Here is a 15555-nt window from a genome sequence, read left to right as displayed (position 1 = left end):
GCACTAGTACATATTCGAATTTAATGATAGATTGACCGACAAGTCCAGAGAGGATCTCGGCATGTCCAGCAGAAGTGCATCGCGCGGATTCGCAACGCTCGCAGGGGCGGTGGTGACCGGCATTTGCCTCTCGGCCCCGGCGTTCGCCTCCGAGCTCGTGATGTTCGAACGTCCGGGCTGCGGCTGGTGCGCCCGCTTCAACGCAGAAATCGGTCCTATCTACGACAAGACCGACGAAGGGCGCGCGCTGCCGCTGCGACGGGTCGACCTTGCCAAGCCGCTGCCGACGGATCTTTCCGGCATCGATCCGGGAGCGTTCACCCCGACCTTCGTGGTGGTCGAGCAGGGCCGCGAGATCGGACGCATCCGCGGTTATCCCGGCGATGCGTTCTTCTTTGGGCTGCTCGGCCGCATAATGAATGCTACAAGCGGGGCTCCGGCCCGCTCCTGACGCCAACCGAGGGATTCAGAATTCATGCCGCTGCCGAAGTTGAAGGACATCGAAACCTCTGCCGAGCTCGAGCAGATGATCGAGAAGGCGCGGGAAGCCAGCGAGATGCTGAAGGCGCTGTCCCACGAGTCCCGGCTTTTGCTGCTCTGCATCCTCGCCGAAGGCGAAAAATCCGTCACCGAGCTCGAGCAGTTCCTGGGCGAGCGGCAGTCGACGGTCTCGCAGCAGCTCGCCCGTCTCAGGCTCGACCGGCTGGTCACGACGCGGCGCGACGGCAAGACGATCTACTACAGCCTTGCGAGCGAAGATGTCCGCAAGATCCTGACGGCGATCTACGACGTCTATTGCGAGCCGGTCCGCAAGCGCCGCCGCTGACAGGTTGGCCCTCGCGGTCTCGGGCTTCGCATCGGCGCGCCCCGTAGGGGCGCAAGAGGTCTGGCGTCCCCGCCGTTCCTGGCGCACAATGCCGGGAAACCAACGAGGATGTCGGAGAGGAATGCTCAGCCCATCAGCACTGACGTTCATGTGTGGGCTGCTCGCGGGCGCCGTTCTCGGCGTCGCCGGTCGTGCCGGCCGCTTCTGTACGCTCGCGATGCTGGAGGACGCGTTCTTCGGCGCCGATACCCGACGACTCAAATCCTTCGCTCTGGCGGCGGCGGTCGCGCTGGTCGCAACCCAGTTGCTCGCCAGCTTCGGCCTGATCGACCTGTCGCGCTCGATCTACTTGACGTCGTCCATTCCGCTCGGCGGCGCCATCCTCGGCGGCCTGTCGTTCGGCATCGGGATGGCCCTGGTCGGCACCTGCGGCTTCGGGACGCTGGTCCGTATCGGCGGCGGTGATCTGCGCGCCATCGTCGTGTTTCTGGTGCTGGGCGTGTCAGCCCTGGCCGCGATGCGCGGGCTCACGGGATTCCTGCGCATCTCGCTGATCGAGCCGCTCTCCATACGCCTGCCCGAAACGATGACCCAGGGCATGGATATGCTGCTGTCGCCCGCACTTGGCTCATATGCGCGGCCGGCAACCGTTTCCGTCGCAGCGGTCGCGCTCGCGGCCTGGGCATTGGCCGACGGGCGCCTCGTGAGATCGCCGCGCCTGCTGCTCTCCGGCCTCGCCGTAGGCTGTGCGGTGGCGTTCGGCTGGTTCGCTACCAGCTGGCTCGGCAATGACGATTTCGATCCGGCGCGCGTGGCATCCCTGACCTTCGTTGCCCCGCTCGGCAATACCGTGCTCTACATCGCCACGCTGTCCGGCAGCCGGGCCGATTTTGCGATCGGCTCCGTCGCCGGCGTGATCCTGGGCTCGTTCGTCGCGGCAATGTTTTCGCGCGTCTTCCGCTGGGAAGCCTGCGATGACGCGCGCGAGCTGAAGCGTCACATGACCGGCGCGCTGCTGATGGGCACCGGCGGCATCATGTCGATGGGCTGCACGATCGGACAGGGCCTGTCGGCATTCTCGACGCTGGCGGTCTCGGCGCCGCTGACGATGCTGGCGATCACCTGCGGCGCACGGCTCGGCCTCGAATACACCATGACCGGCGAATGGCGCCCTGCCGTGCGCAACCTGCTGCGTCTGACTTCGTGACGGGTGGCTACGCTCTCGCAAGGTGCGAGCTTGCTCCCACGCTTGGCCAATGGCGTTGTGCCGCAGGCAGACGGACTGTGGATTTCGCCCGTTACCTCAATATTTCAGATTCAATGCAAGCATCGCAAATTGTCTGCCGACTTACACGGTCGTCTGGAACGCCGCCCCCCTGATAATCCCCGGATCTTCCGATGCCACGCTTCAGGGGGAGACGGCACTGTCCTCAGCTGCACAGCAGCTCACAGGGAGGAAGCGGCACAAACCAAAACTCCCGCAGCCTTATCGGCTACGGGAGTGTCGGTCTCAGTGGTTGCGGGGATAGGATTTGAACCTATGACCTTCAGGTTATGAGCCTGACGAGCTACCGGGCTGCTCCACCCCGCGTTAACTTGTGCGTCACCTTCAGAGAAGCGCCGGGCGGTCCTGGCAGACGCCTGAGGCGCTGCCGATCCATCCCAAAGGCTTCCTGAGAAGGCTTGAGCCCGCCGGCCGGGTCGGCCATCGGGTGCGGGCGGTATGTACCAATGCGAGGCCGGTTTGGAAAGGGCTTTCCGCAAGTTTTTTTGCCGGATTGTGACACCGCCCGCTACGAGCCTTGTTGCTCGAATTACATCGATAATCCAATCTCTTATGAGATCGGCCTGTTTGCCCGCCAGCATGAGGCGCACGGCCCAGGCTGGGAACAAGGACAAAGTTCCTCGAAGGGCGGCGGCAGGGATCGACGAACCACACACCCGCCAAACGGCTTGGTTCTACGGTATCGCCAGGCGGCGCAAAACCGATGCCGTGCTTGCCAAGGGTTCCGCAACGCGGCAGCTTTAAGCCAACCAGAATGACGGCCCTGCACGCGGCCGCGGTACACGCGAGGAGACGTCCATGGACCAGTCCGTGAAGAGCCCAGCCCTCTCGGCACTCGACGACGCGTTCCAGGCGCAGGTCGAGGCCTCCCGCAATGCGCCTCCACCCGCCCTCGCGGCGCGGCTGGACGGCCTGAGGCGGCTCCGAGCGATGCTGTCGGACAACGAGAAGCGCCTGGAGCAGGCGATCTCGGCCGATTTCGGCCACCGCTGCGCCGTCGAGACGACGATTGCCGAAACGCTGTTCCTGCAGGCCGAGATCAGGCACACGCTCAAGGTGCTGCCGCGCTGGATGGCGCCGCGGCGCATCGCCACCGCGCTGCAGTTCTGGCCGGCGCGCAACCGCCTGATTCCGCAGCCGCTCGGCGTGGTCGGTATCATCGCGCCGTGGAATTACCCGCTGCAGCTGACGCTGGCGCCGGCAATCGGCGCGCTCGCCGCCGGCAACCGGGTCATGATCAAGCCGAGCGAACTGACGCCGCACTTCTCGGCGCTGCTCAAGGAGCTGATCGCGGCGAATTTCGACCCGGCCCAGCTCACCGTCACCGGCATCGACAACGGCATCGCGGAGGCCTTTGCGGCGCTGCCCTTCGATCATCTCGTCTTCACCGGCTCGACCCGCGTCGGCCGCATCGTCGCTGAGGCCGCCGGACGCAACTTGACCCCGGTGACGCTCGAGCTCGGCGGCAAGTCACCGACCATCGTCGACGTCTCCGCCAACATCGACGAAGCCGCGGAGCGGATCGCCTATGCCAAGCTGCTCAACGCCGGCCAGACCTGCATCGCGCCGGACTACGTGTTCGTGCCCGAGCCGCAACGCGACGCATTCGCGGGCAAGCTGCACCGGCACATGCTGCAGATGTTCGGCACCAACCCGGCCAATGCCGATTACACGTCGATCATCTCCGAGCGGCACTATGCCCGGCTGGAAGGATTGCTGCGCGACGCGATCGCGCGCGGCGCCAAGACGCTGAGCACGACCAGTCCGGAAGATCCGGCCTGGAAGAAGCTGCGGAAATTTCCACCGACCGTCGTGGTCGGTGCAACCCCGGACATGGCGATCATGCAGGAGGAGATCTTCGGTCCCCTGCTGCCCATCATGACCTATCGCCAGTCCGACGAGGTGATCCGCCACATCAACGCCCACGACCGGCCGCTCGCGCTGTACTGGTTCGGCAGTGACGCTGCGGCCCGTGACACGGTGCTGGCGCGCACCGTCTCCGGCGGCGTCACCATCAACGACTGCCTGCTGCATTTTGCGCAGATGAACCAGCCGATGGGCGGCGTCGGCGCCTCCGGCACCGGCCACTATCACGGCGAATGGGGCTTCAACAGCTTCAGCAAGCTGAAGCCGGTGTTCTACCGCTCGCCCTTCAACCGCATGAAGGATCTCTATCCTCCCTACGGCGCCAGCATCGCCCGAATCGAAAAGCTGCTGCGATTCCTGTCCTAGCCACACCAATCGTCATTCCGGGGCGCGCAAAGTGCGAACCCGGAACCCCGAGATGATGGGGTGCAAGCCTAGCCCAATGGTTTCGCCAGCTGCGCGCGGCGCCGCCCCTTGGAATGACATTCAAACAACAAGCAAGACAACATCAGGGAGAGATGCGTGACGGACGAGGTCGATTTCATCGTCGTGGGCGGCGGCAGCGGCGGCGCAACGGTTGCCGGCCGCCTGTCGGAAGATCCGGCGACATCCGTGGCGCTGCTCGACGCCGGGGGACGCAACGACAACTGGATCGTAACCACGCCCTACATGCTGTTCCTGATGGTCGCGGGGCCCGTCAACAACTGGTCTTTCACCACCGTGCCGCAAAAGGGCCTGGACGGGCGCAGCGGCTATCAGCCGCGCGGCCGCGGGCTCGGCGGCTCCTCGGCGATCAACGCCATGGTCTACATCCGCGGCCACCGCGCCGACTACGATCATTGGGCTGCACTCGGCAATCCCGGGTGGTCGTATGACGACGTACTGCCCTACTTCAAGCGCTCCGAGAACAATGCCGAGTTCGACGGCGAGTATCATGGGCGATCGGGACCGCTGCCCGTCAACCGGCTGCGGACCGACAATCCCGTGCACGAGATCTTCCTCCAGGCCGCGCGCGAAGCGCAGTTTCCGATCCGCGACGACTTCAATGCCGAGACGCAGGAAGGGCTCGGGCTCTATCAAGTCACGCAAGCCAATGGCGAGCGCTGGAGCGCGGCACGGGCCTACATCCAGCCGCATCTCGGCAGCCGCAGCAACCTGCGGGTCGAGACCTCGGCGCATGCCTCGATGATCCTGTTCGAGGGCAAGCGCGCGGTCGGCGTGAAGTATCGCCAGGGCAAGGAGGTCAAGGAGATCCGCTGCCGACGTGAAGTGATCCTCGCCTCCGGCGCGTTCCAGACCCCGCAATTGCTGATGCTGTCGGGCATCGGCGACGCGAGCGCCCTGGCGCGGCTCGGCATCGCCAGCATCCACCATCTGCCGGGTGTCGGACAGAACCTGCAAGATCATCCGGATTTCATCTTCGCCTACACCTCCGACAACCCCAATTTCTCTTCCCTGTCGCCGAAAGGCCTGCGTCGGCTGCTGGCGGGCATCGGCCAATATCGCCGCGAGCGCCGCGGCGTCCTGACCTCGAACTTCGCCGAATGCGGCGGCTTCCTGAAGACGCGGCCCGATCTCGACATCCCCGACATCCAGCTGCATTTCGGCATGGCCGTCACCGACGATCACGGCCGCAAGCGCCATGGCAACGGCTTCTCCTGCCATTTCTGTCTGCTGCGGCCGAAGAGCCGCGGCACGGTCGGTTTGAGGAATGCCGATCCGCTCGCCGCGCCGCTGATCGATCCCAACTTCCTGGGCGAGGCCGAGGATCTCGAGACCATGGTGGCCGGCTACAAGACGACGCAGCGGCTGATGCAGACGCCGGCGATGCGCAGCCTCGGCAAGCGCGACCTGTTTACGTCGGACGTCAGGACCGACGACGACATTCGCGCCGTCATGCGCGCCCGCGTCGATACGGTCTACCATCCTGTCGGCACCTGCAAGATGGGCGTCGACGATCCACTCGCCGTCGTCGATCCCAAGTTGAAGGTGCATGGTCTCTCCGGCCTGCGCGCGGTCGATGCCTCGATCATGCCGACCCTGATCGGCGGCAACACCAATGCGCCAACCATCATGATCGGCGAGAAGGCCGCCGACATGATCAGGAGCGAGCTGAAAGGCTGAGTCCGCTTGCCATCGAGGGATATCAACCTGCGGATCAGCAGGGCCTCACGTCAGCAGGAAGCCGCCATCCACCGTGACGACGCTGCCGGTCATGTAGCGCGAGGCGCTGGACGCCAGCAGCAGGATTGCGCCGTCGAGATCGCTCTCATGGCCGACGCGCCGCTGCGGGATGCGCTTGATCAGCTTCTCGCCCGCAGGCGTCTCCCAGACGTTGTGATTGATGTCGGTGTCGATATAGCCGGGCGCCAGTGCGTTGACGCGGATGCCGCTCGCCGCAAGCTCCAGCGCCAGCGCCTTGGTCGCCTGCACCACGCCGGCCTTGGAGATCGCATAAGGCGAGATGAACTTGACGACGCTGAAGCCGAGCACCGAGGCGATGTTGATGATGTTGCCGCCGGCCTTGCGCGCCGTCATGCGCCGCGCCGCTTCGGTTGCAGCGAAATAGGCGCCCTTCAGATTGGCGCCGATCACGGCGTCCCAATCCGCTTCGCTCTGCTCGACAGCGAGCTTCTCCACGGCGATTCCGGCGTTGTTGATCAGCACCGTGACGGGCCCGAGCGCGGCTTCGGCGACATCCATGCCCCTGGCTATCGACGTCGTGCTCGTCACGTCCATCTCGACCGCGGCGGCGCGACCACCCCTGGCCCTGATCTCCTCCTCCAGCGCCTTGAGCTTGCCGGTCTGGCGCGCCGCGAGCGCAACGGCGGCGCCATGCGCCGATAGAACCCGCGCGAACTGCCGGCCGAGTCCCTGGCTCGCGCCGGTGATCAGGATCACCTCGCGGCTGACATCGAACAGGTCGGACATGGTCCCTCCCACAGCTTCCTCATTTGTTGCAGCGCATTGATACAGACGATTTGAAACAGCGCAAACCGGAATCGTTTACCGGACCGGCCTACAACCGCGGCGGAGCACCCATGAACGCTTTCGACCTCGCCGCTTGTGCAGCACTGATGGTTGCCGTCTACAGCGGCTTCTCGACCGGGCTGTTGCGCAGCGCCATCACGATTCTGGCCTACCTGCTCGCGATGCCGCTGGCGATGGGCGCTGTCGCGGCGATGAGCCCGCAACTGCGCGACATGCACGGGACTCCGCTGGCACAGAACTGGCTGCAGTTCTTCGCCGCCTTCGTCGTCATCGGCATGGCGCTGGGCAAGATCGGCCGCATCCTGCTCGACGAAGCGATCGGTTCCGAGGCCGGCTTCGGCGATCGGCTCGGGGGCGCTCTGCTGGGCGCAGTGCGCACCGGCATGGTCGCGACCACGCTGGTTCTGGTGTTCGACAGGATCGTTCCACCCGAGCGTCAGCCGCGCTTCCTCGAGGGATCACGCCTGCGGCCGATGCTCTCGCTCGCAGGCGCAAACGGCTTCCGCTCGCTGCCTCCGGAGGTCGCAAGCCTGATCGACCGGCTGAAGCAGGAACGGCGCATCTGACGGACACGGCGGCGCCGCCTCTCCCGTCATAGCGAGCCATGCAATTCGGCACAGGCCGGCTGCTCTTATCAGCGGCAATTCGGTTGGCTAGAATGCGCCTATCTTTCTTCCAGCCTCACTGACATATCGGAGTGATCAATCGTGGATCTCGGGATCAAGGGCCGCCGCGCCATCGTCTGCGCCTCCAGCAAGGGCTTGGGCCGCGCCTGCGCCATCGCGCTGGCCAATGAAGGCGTACATGTCACGATCACGGCGCGCGGCGCCGAAGTGCTGGCGAAGACCGCGGCCGAGATCCGCGCTGCCAATCCTGGCGTCACCGTGACGGAAGTGGCGGGCGACATCACCACGCCCGAGGGCCGCGCCGCCGTGCTGAAGGCCTGCCCGGATCCGGACATCCTGATCAACAATGCCGGCGGCCCGCCGCCCGGCGATTTTCGCAACTGGACCCGCGACGACTGGATCAAGGCGCTCGACGCCAACATGCTGACGCCGATCGAGCTGATCAAGGCGACCGTCGACGGCATGATGGCGCGCAAGTTCGGCCGCATCGTCAACATCACCTCGGCCGCGGTGAAGGCGCCGATCGACATTCTCGGCCTCTCCAACGGCGCCCGCGCCGGCCTCACCGGCTTCGTCGCCGGCCTGTCGCGCAAGACCGTGATCAACAACGTCACGATCAATGCGCTGCTGCCGGGGCCGTTCGAGACCGACCGCCTGCTCTCGACGGCAAAGGGCGAGGCCGAGAAGCGCGGTGTCACGCCGGAGCAGATCCTCGCCGACCGCGCCAAGACGAACCCTGCAGGTCGCTTCGGCGATCCCGAGGAATTTGGACTCGCCTGCGCCTTCCTGTGCGGCGCCAAGGCCGGCTACATCACCGGCCAGAACATCCTGCTCGACGGCGGCGCCTTCCCAGGCACGCTGTAAGACAGACTTCCTTGGGCGGTCTGGCGCGGAAACCTGCTACGCCGATCCCGGGCTTTCACCTCGCCCCGCTTGCGGGGAGAGATCGGATTGCATCGCGAGATGCAATCCGGGTGAGGGGGCTCTCCGCGAACGCGGTGTCTGTGGAGAGTCCCCCTCACCCCAACCCTCTCCCCGCAAGCGGGGCGAGGGAGCGCAGTGCCGGCGCAATAGGAATTCGAATCCAACTAATAAAGCTGTGAGTTCTGTTTGCCATCCGCGCTATGAATACAGCGACTCTGCCTTTCCGAACGACCTACCGCTTCGTGGTCTCGTCCTCGTCGCGCTGGCTTGGGCTCGACGAATCCGCCGTGGTGCGGCCTTCGGTCCAATCGATGCCGAACGCATCGAGGCCCTCCGCCAGCAGGTCGCCGAGCATCGGCTCGCCCAGCAGATAACGCGCGGTGTGGCGGTCGCGCTGGCCGGCGGCCTCGCGGCGCAGATCGTCCCACTCGTCGATATCGCCGTCGCCGCGGCCGAGCCGCATCAAGGCGACGAGATCGGTCTGCTCGTCCTCGGTCATCGCGTTGATGAAACCGGTGATCTCGCGCACCACAGGATCATCGCCGCTATCCTGGAGCACGTCGACCATGTCGTCATCGACAGCATTCGAGCCGGATTCCTCATCGGTTGCCTGCTCCTTGACGTCGAACTCGCGCGCCTTTTCGATCAGGAAGGCGACCTTCTCGGGCGATATCGTCAGCTCTGGCATGGCGTTCTCCTCATGGACGGAATGCAGCAACGCTTGTTCCGGGCAGTTGATCCATTGCGCCGGAATAAGCCACGCGGCATCGTGACCGGCATCAAGAATACGACGAGGAAGCGCGCATGTCTTGGACGATCGGCCGGGTCAGGATCACCAAATTCGTCGAGCTGGAGACTGTCGGCGGCACCCGCTTCATCCTGCCGCAGGCAACGCCCGAGGCGATCCGCGAGCTGTCCTGGCTCGCGCCCGATTTTGCGACCGATGAAGGCCGGCTGAAGATGTCGATCCACACCCTGGTGCTGGAAACACCGACGATGCGGATCGTGGTCGACACCGGGCTCGGCAACGACAAGCAGGGCCGCAGCGTGCCAATGTGGAACAACCGCGCGACACCGTTCCTGGAGACGATGAGCGCTGCTGGCCTCCCGCCTGAGAGTATCGACATGGTGATCTGCACCCACCTCCATGTCGACCATGTCGGATGGAATACGCGGCTGGTCGACGGCCGCTGGGTCCCGACCTTTGCCAATGCGCGCTACGTCTTCGGCCGCAGCGAATATGAGCATTGGCGCGATCACAGCGAGGCCGCCGACGAGACCGCGACCTTCGCCGATTCCGTGCAGCCGATCGTTGCGGCCGGACGTGCGGAGCTCGTCGGAAGCGAGGCTGTGATCACCGACGAGATCACGCTGATCCCGACGCCGGGCCACAGCCCCGGTCATGTCAGCCTGCACATCCGCTCGGATGGCGCGCAGGCCCTGCTCACCGGGGACGTCGCCCATCATCCCTGCCAGATGGCGCATCTCGGTTGGAGCTCGACGGTCGATTCCGATCCGGCGCAGGCGATCGCGACCCGGCGGGCGCTGTTCTCGCGTTTTGCCGACACTGAGACGCTGGTGATCGGCGGCCATTTCCATGCCGGCCATATCCGGCGGGACGGCGCCGCCTTCCGCTTCGAGGCATTACAGGGCAGCGGCGACGCATAGCCCGCGAGGTTGAATTTCCTCCCGCCATGCTCCATGACAGGGCTCTGGAATACCAAGGAATTGAGGGAGAGAAACCAATGAAGCTTGTTCGCTACGGCGAGAAGGGCGCGGAAAAGCCGGGCCTGATCGACGCATCCGGCCAGTTGCGCGACCTGTCGGCGCATGTGAAGGACCTCGACGGCGCCGCCTATGCGCCGGAGTCCCTGAAGAAGCTCGCCGCGCTCGATCCGGCCTCCCTGCCCGCCGTCTCCGGCAAGCCGCGGCTCGGCGCCCCCGTCACCGGCATCTCGAAATTCGTGGCGATCGGTCTCAACTACTCCGACCATGCCAAGGAGACCGGCAACCCGATTCCGGCCGAGCCGATCTTCTTCCTGAAAGCCAACACCGCGCTGTGCGGCCCCTATGATCAGGTCGAGAAGCCGCGCGGCTCGACCAAGCTCGACTGGGAGGTCGAGATCGCCGCCATCATCGGCACCCGCGCCAAATACGTCTCCGAGGCGGAGGCGCTGAACCACATCGCCGGCTACACGATCTGCAACGACGTGTCCGAGCGCAACTTCCAGATCGAGCGGCTTGGCCAGTGGACCAAGGGCAAGTCGCACGACACGTTCGGCCCGGTCGGCCCGTGGCTCGTCACCAAGGACGAGATTCCAGACGTGCAGAACCTGTCGATGTGGCTCGACGTCAACGGCCAGCGCCGCCAGACCGGCACCACCGCGACGATGATCTTCTCGATGGCGAAGTGCATCTCCTACGTCTCGCAGTTCATGACGCTGCTGCCCGGCGACATCGTCACCACGGGCACGCCTCCGGGGGTCGGCATGGGCATGAAGCCGCCGACCTTCCTCAACGTCGGCGACGTCGTCACGCTCGGCATCGAGCGCCTCGGCGAGCAGCGCCAGGAGATCATCGAGGCGTAAGGCGCGATATCGACTTGTGAGTCATTCCGGGATGGCGCGTAGCGCCAGACCCGGAATCTCGAGATTCCGGGTTCGATGCTTCGCATCGCCCCGGAATGACCAGCCAGAGGACACTACCGATGAAACTCACCTTCTCGCCCGCCTCGCCGTTCGCCCGCAAGGTGCGCATCGCCGCCATCGAGCTCGGGCTGATCGACAAGATCGAATTCATGGCCGCAGCGGTGACGCCGGGCCAGGCCAATGAGGAGTATTCGAAGATCACGCCGCTGAAGAAGCTGCCGGTGCTGATCCTCGACAACGGCGACGTGATCCTGGATTCCTATGTGATCGTCGAGTATCTCGACGAGCTCGCCGGCGGCAACAAGCTCATTCCGGCATCGGGTCCCTCGCGCTGGAAGGTGAAGAGCGAGCATTCGATGCTGCAGGGCATGCTCGATTCGATGCTGCTATGCCGCTACGAGGCGATGGTGCGCCCGGAGGGCCTACGCTGGCAGGCGTGGTCCGACGACCACTGGAATCGCGCCTGGATGGGCATGGCCCGCTTCAATGCGCAGAGCGACCTGATGACGCGGCCGTTCGACATCGTTTCGATCGGACTCGTCTGCGTGCTCGGCTATGCTGATTTCCGGTTTGCGGATTGCGGCTGGCGCAAGGCGTTTCCGACGCTCGACGCGTTCCACAACAAGATGCTGGAGCGGGAATCGGTGAAGGTCTCGGTGCCGCCGGCGGCTTGATCGCCGAACAGGAGCTGACGTGACGCTGACATTCTCGGTTGCAGACACGACCATTTATCGCATCATCGAGCAGGAAACCACGTTCCTGCCGGCGCGCGAGATGTTTCCGGGGCTGACGTCGGAGATGCTGGCAGCGGAACGCAGCGCGCTGCAGGCGGCCGGTGCCCTCGATGCGCAGGACACGCTGATCCTGTGCTTTCAGTCCTACGTGGTGAGGACGCCTCACCACACCATCCTGATCGACAGCTGCATCGGCAACGACAAGCCGCGCGCGCGGCCGGTCTGGAACATGAAGACCGACGACACCTACATCCGGGCGCTTGCGACTGCGGGCGTGTCGGTCGACGACATCGACGTCGTGATGTGCACCCATCTGCACACCGATCATGTCGGCTGGAACACGCGGCTCGACAACGGCCGCTGGGTGCCGACCTTTCCGAATGCGCGCTACGTCTTCGCGCAGCGCGAATATGATTACTGGGTGGCGCAGAACGCCAAGGCCGAGGTGCCTCCATTCGCCGACAGCGTGCTGCCGGTGGTCGAGGCCAAGCGCGCCGACATCGTGAAGGATGGATTCGCGATCGGCGATCACGTCCGCCTGCTGCCGACGCCGGGGCACACGCCCGGCCATGTCGCGGTCGCCGTCGGCAAGGGCAAGGACGACGCGGTGTTCTCCGGCGACCTGATGCACTCGCCGCTGCAGCTTGGGCTTCCCGAGCTGTCGCCGAAATTCGACGTCGATCCGGCGCAGGCCGCAGCGACGCGGCGCACCTTTCTCGATCGCTATTGCGACACGGCGACGCTGTGCTGCACGGCCCATTTTCCCTCGCCCTCGGTCGGGCGTATCAGGCGCAAGGGCAACGGCTTCGCCTGCGAGACCGTGTAACGCTCGCAGATCTCAGTCGACGATGAACAGCTTGGCGCCTTTCGGCGTAAAGGACCGATGGGCAGCGTCGCCGAAATCGGAGACCTGATAGCTCATGCCCGCCGACAGAGTGAACCTGCGGCCGTCCTTGAGCTCGCTCTCGAGCTCGCCTTCCAGCACCAGCAGGATGTGGCCGCGATCGCACCAATGATCGGCAAGATAGCCCGGCGTGTACTCGACCTGCCGCACCCGGATGTCGCCGATCATCAGCGTCCGCCAATAGGCCGTGCCCTGCTCTCCCGGATGCTCGGTCACGGGAACGGCCGACCAGTCGGTCACGGTGAAGGGAAGGGTCGGAATTTTCATCGGCGCGCTCTGCTCGGAGATGGGTTGGCGGGGTCGAGACCGCGCCACCGCATAGAGCGAACCGCGCCGGAGATCAAACCCGCCTTCCAGTCGCGTTCTGCCGTCAATCGAACAGGCTGGGCGTATGGTTCACCGCGGCGCCCTCGATCGCCAGCATCCTCAGCTTGGTGTCGACGCCACCATTGGCGGAGAAGCCGCCCGGCTTGTTGCCGGCCGCGAGCACGCGATGGCATGGCACCACGATGGGACACGGGTTGCGGCCCAGCGCCTGACCGACCTCGCGCGACAACTCGACGCCGCCGAGCTGTTTGGCGATGTCGCCATAGGTCAGGGTCCGGCCCGGCGGGATCCGGCGCGCGATGTCGTAGACGCCGCGCTGGAATGCGCTGACGCCGTCGAGATCGAGAGCCACGTCGGTGAGATCATCCGGCTCTCCGGCCAGTAGCGCCTTGACGCGGGTGATGACGCGCTGCACATGCGCCGGCGGCTCATCCTCGGCGATGCCCGGGTGGCGCTGCTGCATCCGGGTCCGGGTCTGCGCGACGCCGCCCATCGGCAGTTGCACCGCGTTGATTCCGCGTGGTCCCCAGGCGATCGCGCAAGTGCCGATCGCGGTCTCGAAAAGTGCGTAGAAGTGGTCAGACATGGCGGGCTCCATCGTCGATCTGCCCCGTATCATCTGCCAGTCAAAATAGGCTTGGAGAATGTTGCGATCCACCCGGATTCTGCCAATGTCGACAGCGGAAGCACCGTGACGCCCATCGGCAGGCCGAGAGGATGGGAGCACGACGCAGAGGCAGCCCGGCGCAAAGAGCGGGCGCCCCGTCCGAGGAAGCCAAGGCGAGGGAGAAGGACATGAAGCTGACCCCGGAGCAGATTGCATTCTTCAACCGCGAGGGCTGGCTGTTCCTGCCCGAGTTGTTCAGCCCGGAGGAGACCGCGTTCCTCGCCCACGAGGCGGAGGCGATCTACGCCGCCAACAGGCCCGAGGTCTGGCGCGAAAGGAGCGGCGCGCCGCGCACGGCGTTTGCCGCCCATCTCTACAACGACGCCTTCCGCGTGCTCGCGGCGCATCCGCGCATGATCGAGCCGATCGAGCAGATCTTCGGCGAGAAGGTCTACATGCATCAGTTCAAGATCAACGCCAAATCGGCCTTCACCGGCGATGTCTGGCAATGGCACCAGGACTACGGCACCTGGAAGCGCGACGACGGCATGCCGGAACCGCGCGCGATGAACATCGCGATCTTCCTCGACGAGGTCATGCCGATCAACGGCCCCTTGATGCTGGTGCCGCGCAGCCAGCATGCCGGCGACCTCGAGGCGTCGCACGATCTCGCGACGACGTCCTATCCATTGTGGACCTTGGACGAGGCGACGGTGACGCGGCTGGTCGCGGAAGGCGGCATCGTCGCGCCAACCGGAAAGCCGGGCGGCATGCTGATGTTCCACGGCAATCTTGTGCACGGCTCCGCCGGCAACATCACACCCTATCCGCGCAAGATCGTGTACCTCACACTCAACGCCGTCTCGAACCATATCCGCACGCCCACGCGGCCCGACTACATCGCGCATCGCGATTTCGCGCCGATTGTGACGCTGCCGGACGATGCGCTGCTACAACTGGCGCGGGCGCATTGCGAAGCGGCGGAGTAGAGGCAGACAATCGCGCTACGAAGAGAGTCGTCATGCCCGGGCTTGACCCGGGCATCCATCAATCAGGACTACGACCCCCGTTGGAGATGGACGGCCGGGTCAAGCCCGGCCATGACGGGGAAACTGATAGCCGCCCTACCGCGCCTCCAAGAAATGCTGGAATTCTCCAATGAACCTCCACGCCCTCCTCCAAGCCCGCAATGCCTCCGGCAAGCCCGTCCGCGTGGCACTGATCGGCGCCGGCAAGTTCGGCTCGATGTTTCTGGCGCAGGTGCCGCACGTCGCGGGCCTCGAGGTCCCCGTCGTCATCGACCTCGATCCCGAGCGCGCCCGCGACGCGTGCCGGACGGTCGGCTGGAGCGCCGAGCTAATCGCGCGCACGAATTTCAGCCCCGATGGTTCGAAGGCGACGGGTGACGGCGTTGATGTCGTTGTCGAAGCGACCGGCAATCCTGCTGCCGGCATCCGCCATGCGCGCGCCGCGATCAAGGCTGGCAAGCACATCGTGATGGTCAATGTCGAGGCCGACGTGCTGGCCGGGCCGCTTCTTGCGGAAGAGGCGCGCAAGGCGGGCGTGGTCTATTCGCTGGCCTATGGCGACCAGCCGGCGCTGACAGCCGAGCTCGTCGACTGGGCACGCGCGACCGGCTTCCACGTCGTCGCGGCCGGCAAGGGCACGAAATATCTGCCGGCCTATCACGACGTGACGCCGGACGGCGTCTGGCAGCATTACGGGCTGACGGCGGGCGAAGCACAGTCTGCCGGCATGAATCCGCAGATGTTCAATTCCTTCCTCGACGGCACCAAGTCGGCCATCGAGATGGCCGC

The 15555-nt window shown here is 65.2% G+C and carries 17 protein-coding genes and 1 tRNA gene (1 of these 18 only partly in view); 13 read left to right on the top strand and 5 right to left on the bottom strand.

Features of this window, described 5'->3' with window-relative positions:
- Nucleotides 1-61: 61 nt before the first annotated feature.
- The 3 genes from QW881_RS05020 to QW881_RS05010 all read left to right on the top strand — a co-directional run bounded on the left by QW881_RS05020 (nt 62) and on the right by QW881_RS05010 (nt 2033).
- Nucleotides 62-451 carry a thioredoxin gene (locus tag QW881_RS05020; protein WP_315737028.1) on the top strand — a complete coding sequence of 130 codons (390 nt, stop codon included), beginning with the start codon at nt 62-64 and terminating at the stop codon, nt 449-451.
- Nucleotides 452-475: 24 nt separating this feature from the next.
- On the top strand, nt 476-826 hold the full coding sequence (locus tag QW881_RS05015) for a metalloregulator ArsR/SmtB family transcription factor (RefSeq protein WP_315755991.1): 351 nt from the start codon (nt 476-478) through the stop codon (nt 824-826).
- 121 nt (nt 827-947) lie between these two features.
- Entirely contained in the window at nt 948-2033 is a 1086-nt protein-coding gene (locus tag QW881_RS05010; RefSeq protein ID WP_315736267.1) for a YeeE/YedE family protein, read from the top strand.
- A gap of 307 nt (nt 2034-2340) precedes the next feature.
- Here QW881_RS05010 and QW881_RS05005 read toward each other — a convergent pair.
- Nucleotides 2341-2417: transfer RNA gene (locus QW881_RS05005), tRNA-Met, on the bottom strand.
- A gap of 492 nt (nt 2418-2909) precedes the next feature.
- On the opposite strand from QW881_RS05005, the gene QW881_RS05000 reads away from it, so the two are divergent.
- Entirely contained in the window at nt 2910-4343 is a 1434-nt protein-coding gene (locus QW881_RS05000; RefSeq protein WP_315755990.1) for a coniferyl aldehyde dehydrogenase, read from the top strand.
- Nucleotides 4344-4499: 156 nt separating this feature from the next.
- Nucleotides 4500-6101 (top strand): GMC family oxidoreductase, encoded by a 1602-nt coding sequence (locus QW881_RS04995; RefSeq protein WP_315755989.1) that lies wholly within the window; start codon nt 4500-4502, stop codon nt 6099-6101.
- Between the two features lie 45 nt (nt 6102-6146).
- Here QW881_RS04995 and QW881_RS04990 read toward each other — a convergent pair whose 3' ends face one another.
- On the bottom strand, nt 6147-6908 hold the full coding sequence (locus QW881_RS04990; RefSeq protein WP_315755988.1) for an SDR family oxidoreductase: 762 nt from the start codon (nt 6906-6908) through the stop codon (nt 6147-6149).
- A gap of 110 nt (nt 6909-7018) precedes the next feature.
- Here QW881_RS04990 and QW881_RS04985 point away from each other — a divergent pair, with 110 nt between their 5' ends.
- Together QW881_RS04985 and QW881_RS04980 are read left to right on the top strand one after the other, a co-directional pair.
- Nucleotides 7019-7534 carry a CvpA family protein gene (locus QW881_RS04985; RefSeq protein WP_315755987.1) on the top strand — a complete coding sequence of 172 codons (516 nt, stop codon included), beginning with the start codon at nt 7019-7021 and terminating at the stop codon, nt 7532-7534.
- A gap of 141 nt (nt 7535-7675) precedes the next feature.
- The gene (locus QW881_RS04980; RefSeq protein WP_315753786.1) at nt 7676-8458 is read left to right on the top strand and encodes an SDR family oxidoreductase; all 783 of its coding nucleotides are present in this window, start codon (nt 7676-7678) and stop codon (nt 8456-8458) included.
- A 292-nt stretch (nt 8459-8750) separates the two neighbouring features.
- Here QW881_RS04980 and QW881_RS04975 read toward each other — a convergent pair whose 3' ends face one another.
- Entirely contained in the window at nt 8751-9206 is a 456-nt protein-coding gene (locus tag QW881_RS04975) for a DUF3775 domain-containing protein (RefSeq protein ID WP_315736261.1), read from the bottom strand.
- 116 nt (nt 9207-9322) lie between these two features.
- Here QW881_RS04975 and QW881_RS04970 point away from each other — a divergent pair, with 116 nt between their 5' ends.
- The 4 genes from QW881_RS04970 (at nt 9323) to QW881_RS04955 (ending at nt 12726) form a co-directional block, all read left to right on the top strand.
- On the top strand, nt 9323-10186 hold the full coding sequence (locus QW881_RS04970; RefSeq protein WP_315755986.1) for an MBL fold metallo-hydrolase: 864 nt from the start codon (nt 9323-9325) through the stop codon (nt 10184-10186).
- A gap of 77 nt (nt 10187-10263) precedes the next feature.
- Entirely contained in the window at nt 10264-11106 is an 843-nt protein-coding gene (locus QW881_RS04965; RefSeq protein WP_315755985.1) for a fumarylacetoacetate hydrolase family protein, read from the top strand.
- 119 nt (nt 11107-11225) lie between these two features.
- A complete protein-coding gene (locus QW881_RS04960) occupies nt 11226-11840 on the top strand; it encodes a glutathione S-transferase family protein (RefSeq protein WP_315755984.1) in 615 nt (204 codons plus the stop codon).
- A 19-nt stretch (nt 11841-11859) separates the two neighbouring features.
- On the top strand, nt 11860-12726 hold the full coding sequence (locus QW881_RS04955; RefSeq protein WP_315755983.1) for an MBL fold metallo-hydrolase: 867 nt from the start codon (nt 11860-11862) through the stop codon (nt 12724-12726).
- A gap of 12 nt (nt 12727-12738) precedes the next feature.
- On the opposite strand, the gene QW881_RS04950 is transcribed toward QW881_RS04955, so the two are convergent.
- Both QW881_RS04950 and QW881_RS04945 read right to left on the bottom strand, forming a co-directional pair.
- Nucleotides 12739-13071: a DHCW motif cupin fold protein gene (locus tag QW881_RS04950; protein ID WP_315736257.1), complete on the bottom strand. Its 333-nt coding sequence runs from the start codon at nt 13069-13071 to the stop codon at nt 12739-12741.
- Nucleotides 13072-13174: 103 nt separating this feature from the next.
- Entirely contained in the window at nt 13175-13717 is a 543-nt protein-coding gene (locus tag QW881_RS04945; protein ID WP_315755982.1) for a methylated-DNA--[protein]-cysteine S-methyltransferase, read from the bottom strand.
- Between the two features lie 209 nt (nt 13718-13926).
- Here QW881_RS04945 and QW881_RS04940 point away from each other — a divergent pair, with 209 nt between their 5' ends.
- Entirely contained in the window at nt 13927-14727 is an 801-nt protein-coding gene (locus QW881_RS04940; RefSeq protein ID WP_315755981.1) for a phytanoyl-CoA dioxygenase family protein, read from the top strand.
- A 169-nt stretch (nt 14728-14896) separates the two neighbouring features.
- Nucleotides 14897-15555: the 5' portion of an NAD(P)H-dependent oxidoreductase gene (locus QW881_RS04935; RefSeq protein WP_315755980.1), read on the top strand. The gene runs 649 nt beyond the window's last position; only the first 659 of its 1308 coding nucleotides appear in the window; it begins with the start codon at nt 14897-14899; the stop codon falls past the right edge of the window.

Origin of the sequence: Bradyrhizobium sp. SZCCHNS3016 (assembly GCF_032484535.1) — a bacterium.
GTDB lineage: Bacteria > Pseudomonadota > Alphaproteobacteria > Rhizobiales > Xanthobacteraceae > Bradyrhizobium.
The sequence above is the reverse complement of the archived record's forward strand: the minus strand, read 5'-3'. Positions and strand labels throughout refer to the sequence as shown.

Excerpts from the sequence above, each read along its gene's own strand:
- QW881_RS04960 (WP_315755984.1), top strand. The coding sequence starts at position 11,226 with ATGAAACTCACCTTCTCGCCCGCCTCGCCGTTCGCCCGCAAGGTGCGC.
- QW881_RS05020 (WP_315737028.1), top strand. The coding sequence starts at position 62 with ATGTCCAGCAGAAGTGCATCGCGCGGATTCGCAACGCTCGCAGGGGCG.
- QW881_RS04965 (WP_315755985.1), top strand. The coding sequence starts at position 10,264 with ATGAAGCTTGTTCGCTACGGCGAGAAGGGCGCGGAAAAGCCGGGCCTG.
- QW881_RS05015 (WP_315755991.1), top strand. The coding sequence starts at position 476 with ATGCCGCTGCCGAAGTTGAAGGACATCGAAACCTCTGCCGAGCTCGAG.
- QW881_RS04940 (WP_315755981.1), top strand. The coding sequence starts at position 13,927 with ATGAAGCTGACCCCGGAGCAGATTGCATTCTTCAACCGCGAGGGCTGG.
- QW881_RS04945 (WP_315755982.1), bottom strand. The coding sequence starts at position 13,717 with ATGTCTGACCACTTCTACGCACTTTTCGAGACCGCGATCGGCACTTGC.
- QW881_RS05000 (WP_315755990.1), top strand. The coding sequence starts at position 2,910 with ATGGACCAGTCCGTGAAGAGCCCAGCCCTCTCGGCACTCGACGACGCG.
- QW881_RS04970 (WP_315755986.1), top strand. The coding sequence starts at position 9,323 with ATGTCTTGGACGATCGGCCGGGTCAGGATCACCAAATTCGTCGAGCTG.
- QW881_RS04950 (WP_315736257.1), bottom strand. The coding sequence starts at position 13,071 with ATGAAAATTCCGACCCTTCCCTTCACCGTGACCGACTGGTCGGCCGTT.
- QW881_RS04975 (WP_315736261.1), bottom strand. The coding sequence starts at position 9,206 with ATGCCAGAGCTGACGATATCGCCCGAGAAGGTCGCCTTCCTGATCGAA.
- QW881_RS05010 (WP_315736267.1), top strand. The coding sequence starts at position 948 with ATGCTCAGCCCATCAGCACTGACGTTCATGTGTGGGCTGCTCGCGGGC.
- QW881_RS04990 (WP_315755988.1), bottom strand. The coding sequence starts at position 6,908 with ATGTCCGACCTGTTCGATGTCAGCCGCGAGGTGATCCTGATCACCGGC.
- QW881_RS04985 (WP_315755987.1), top strand. The coding sequence starts at position 7,019 with ATGAACGCTTTCGACCTCGCCGCTTGTGCAGCACTGATGGTTGCCGTC.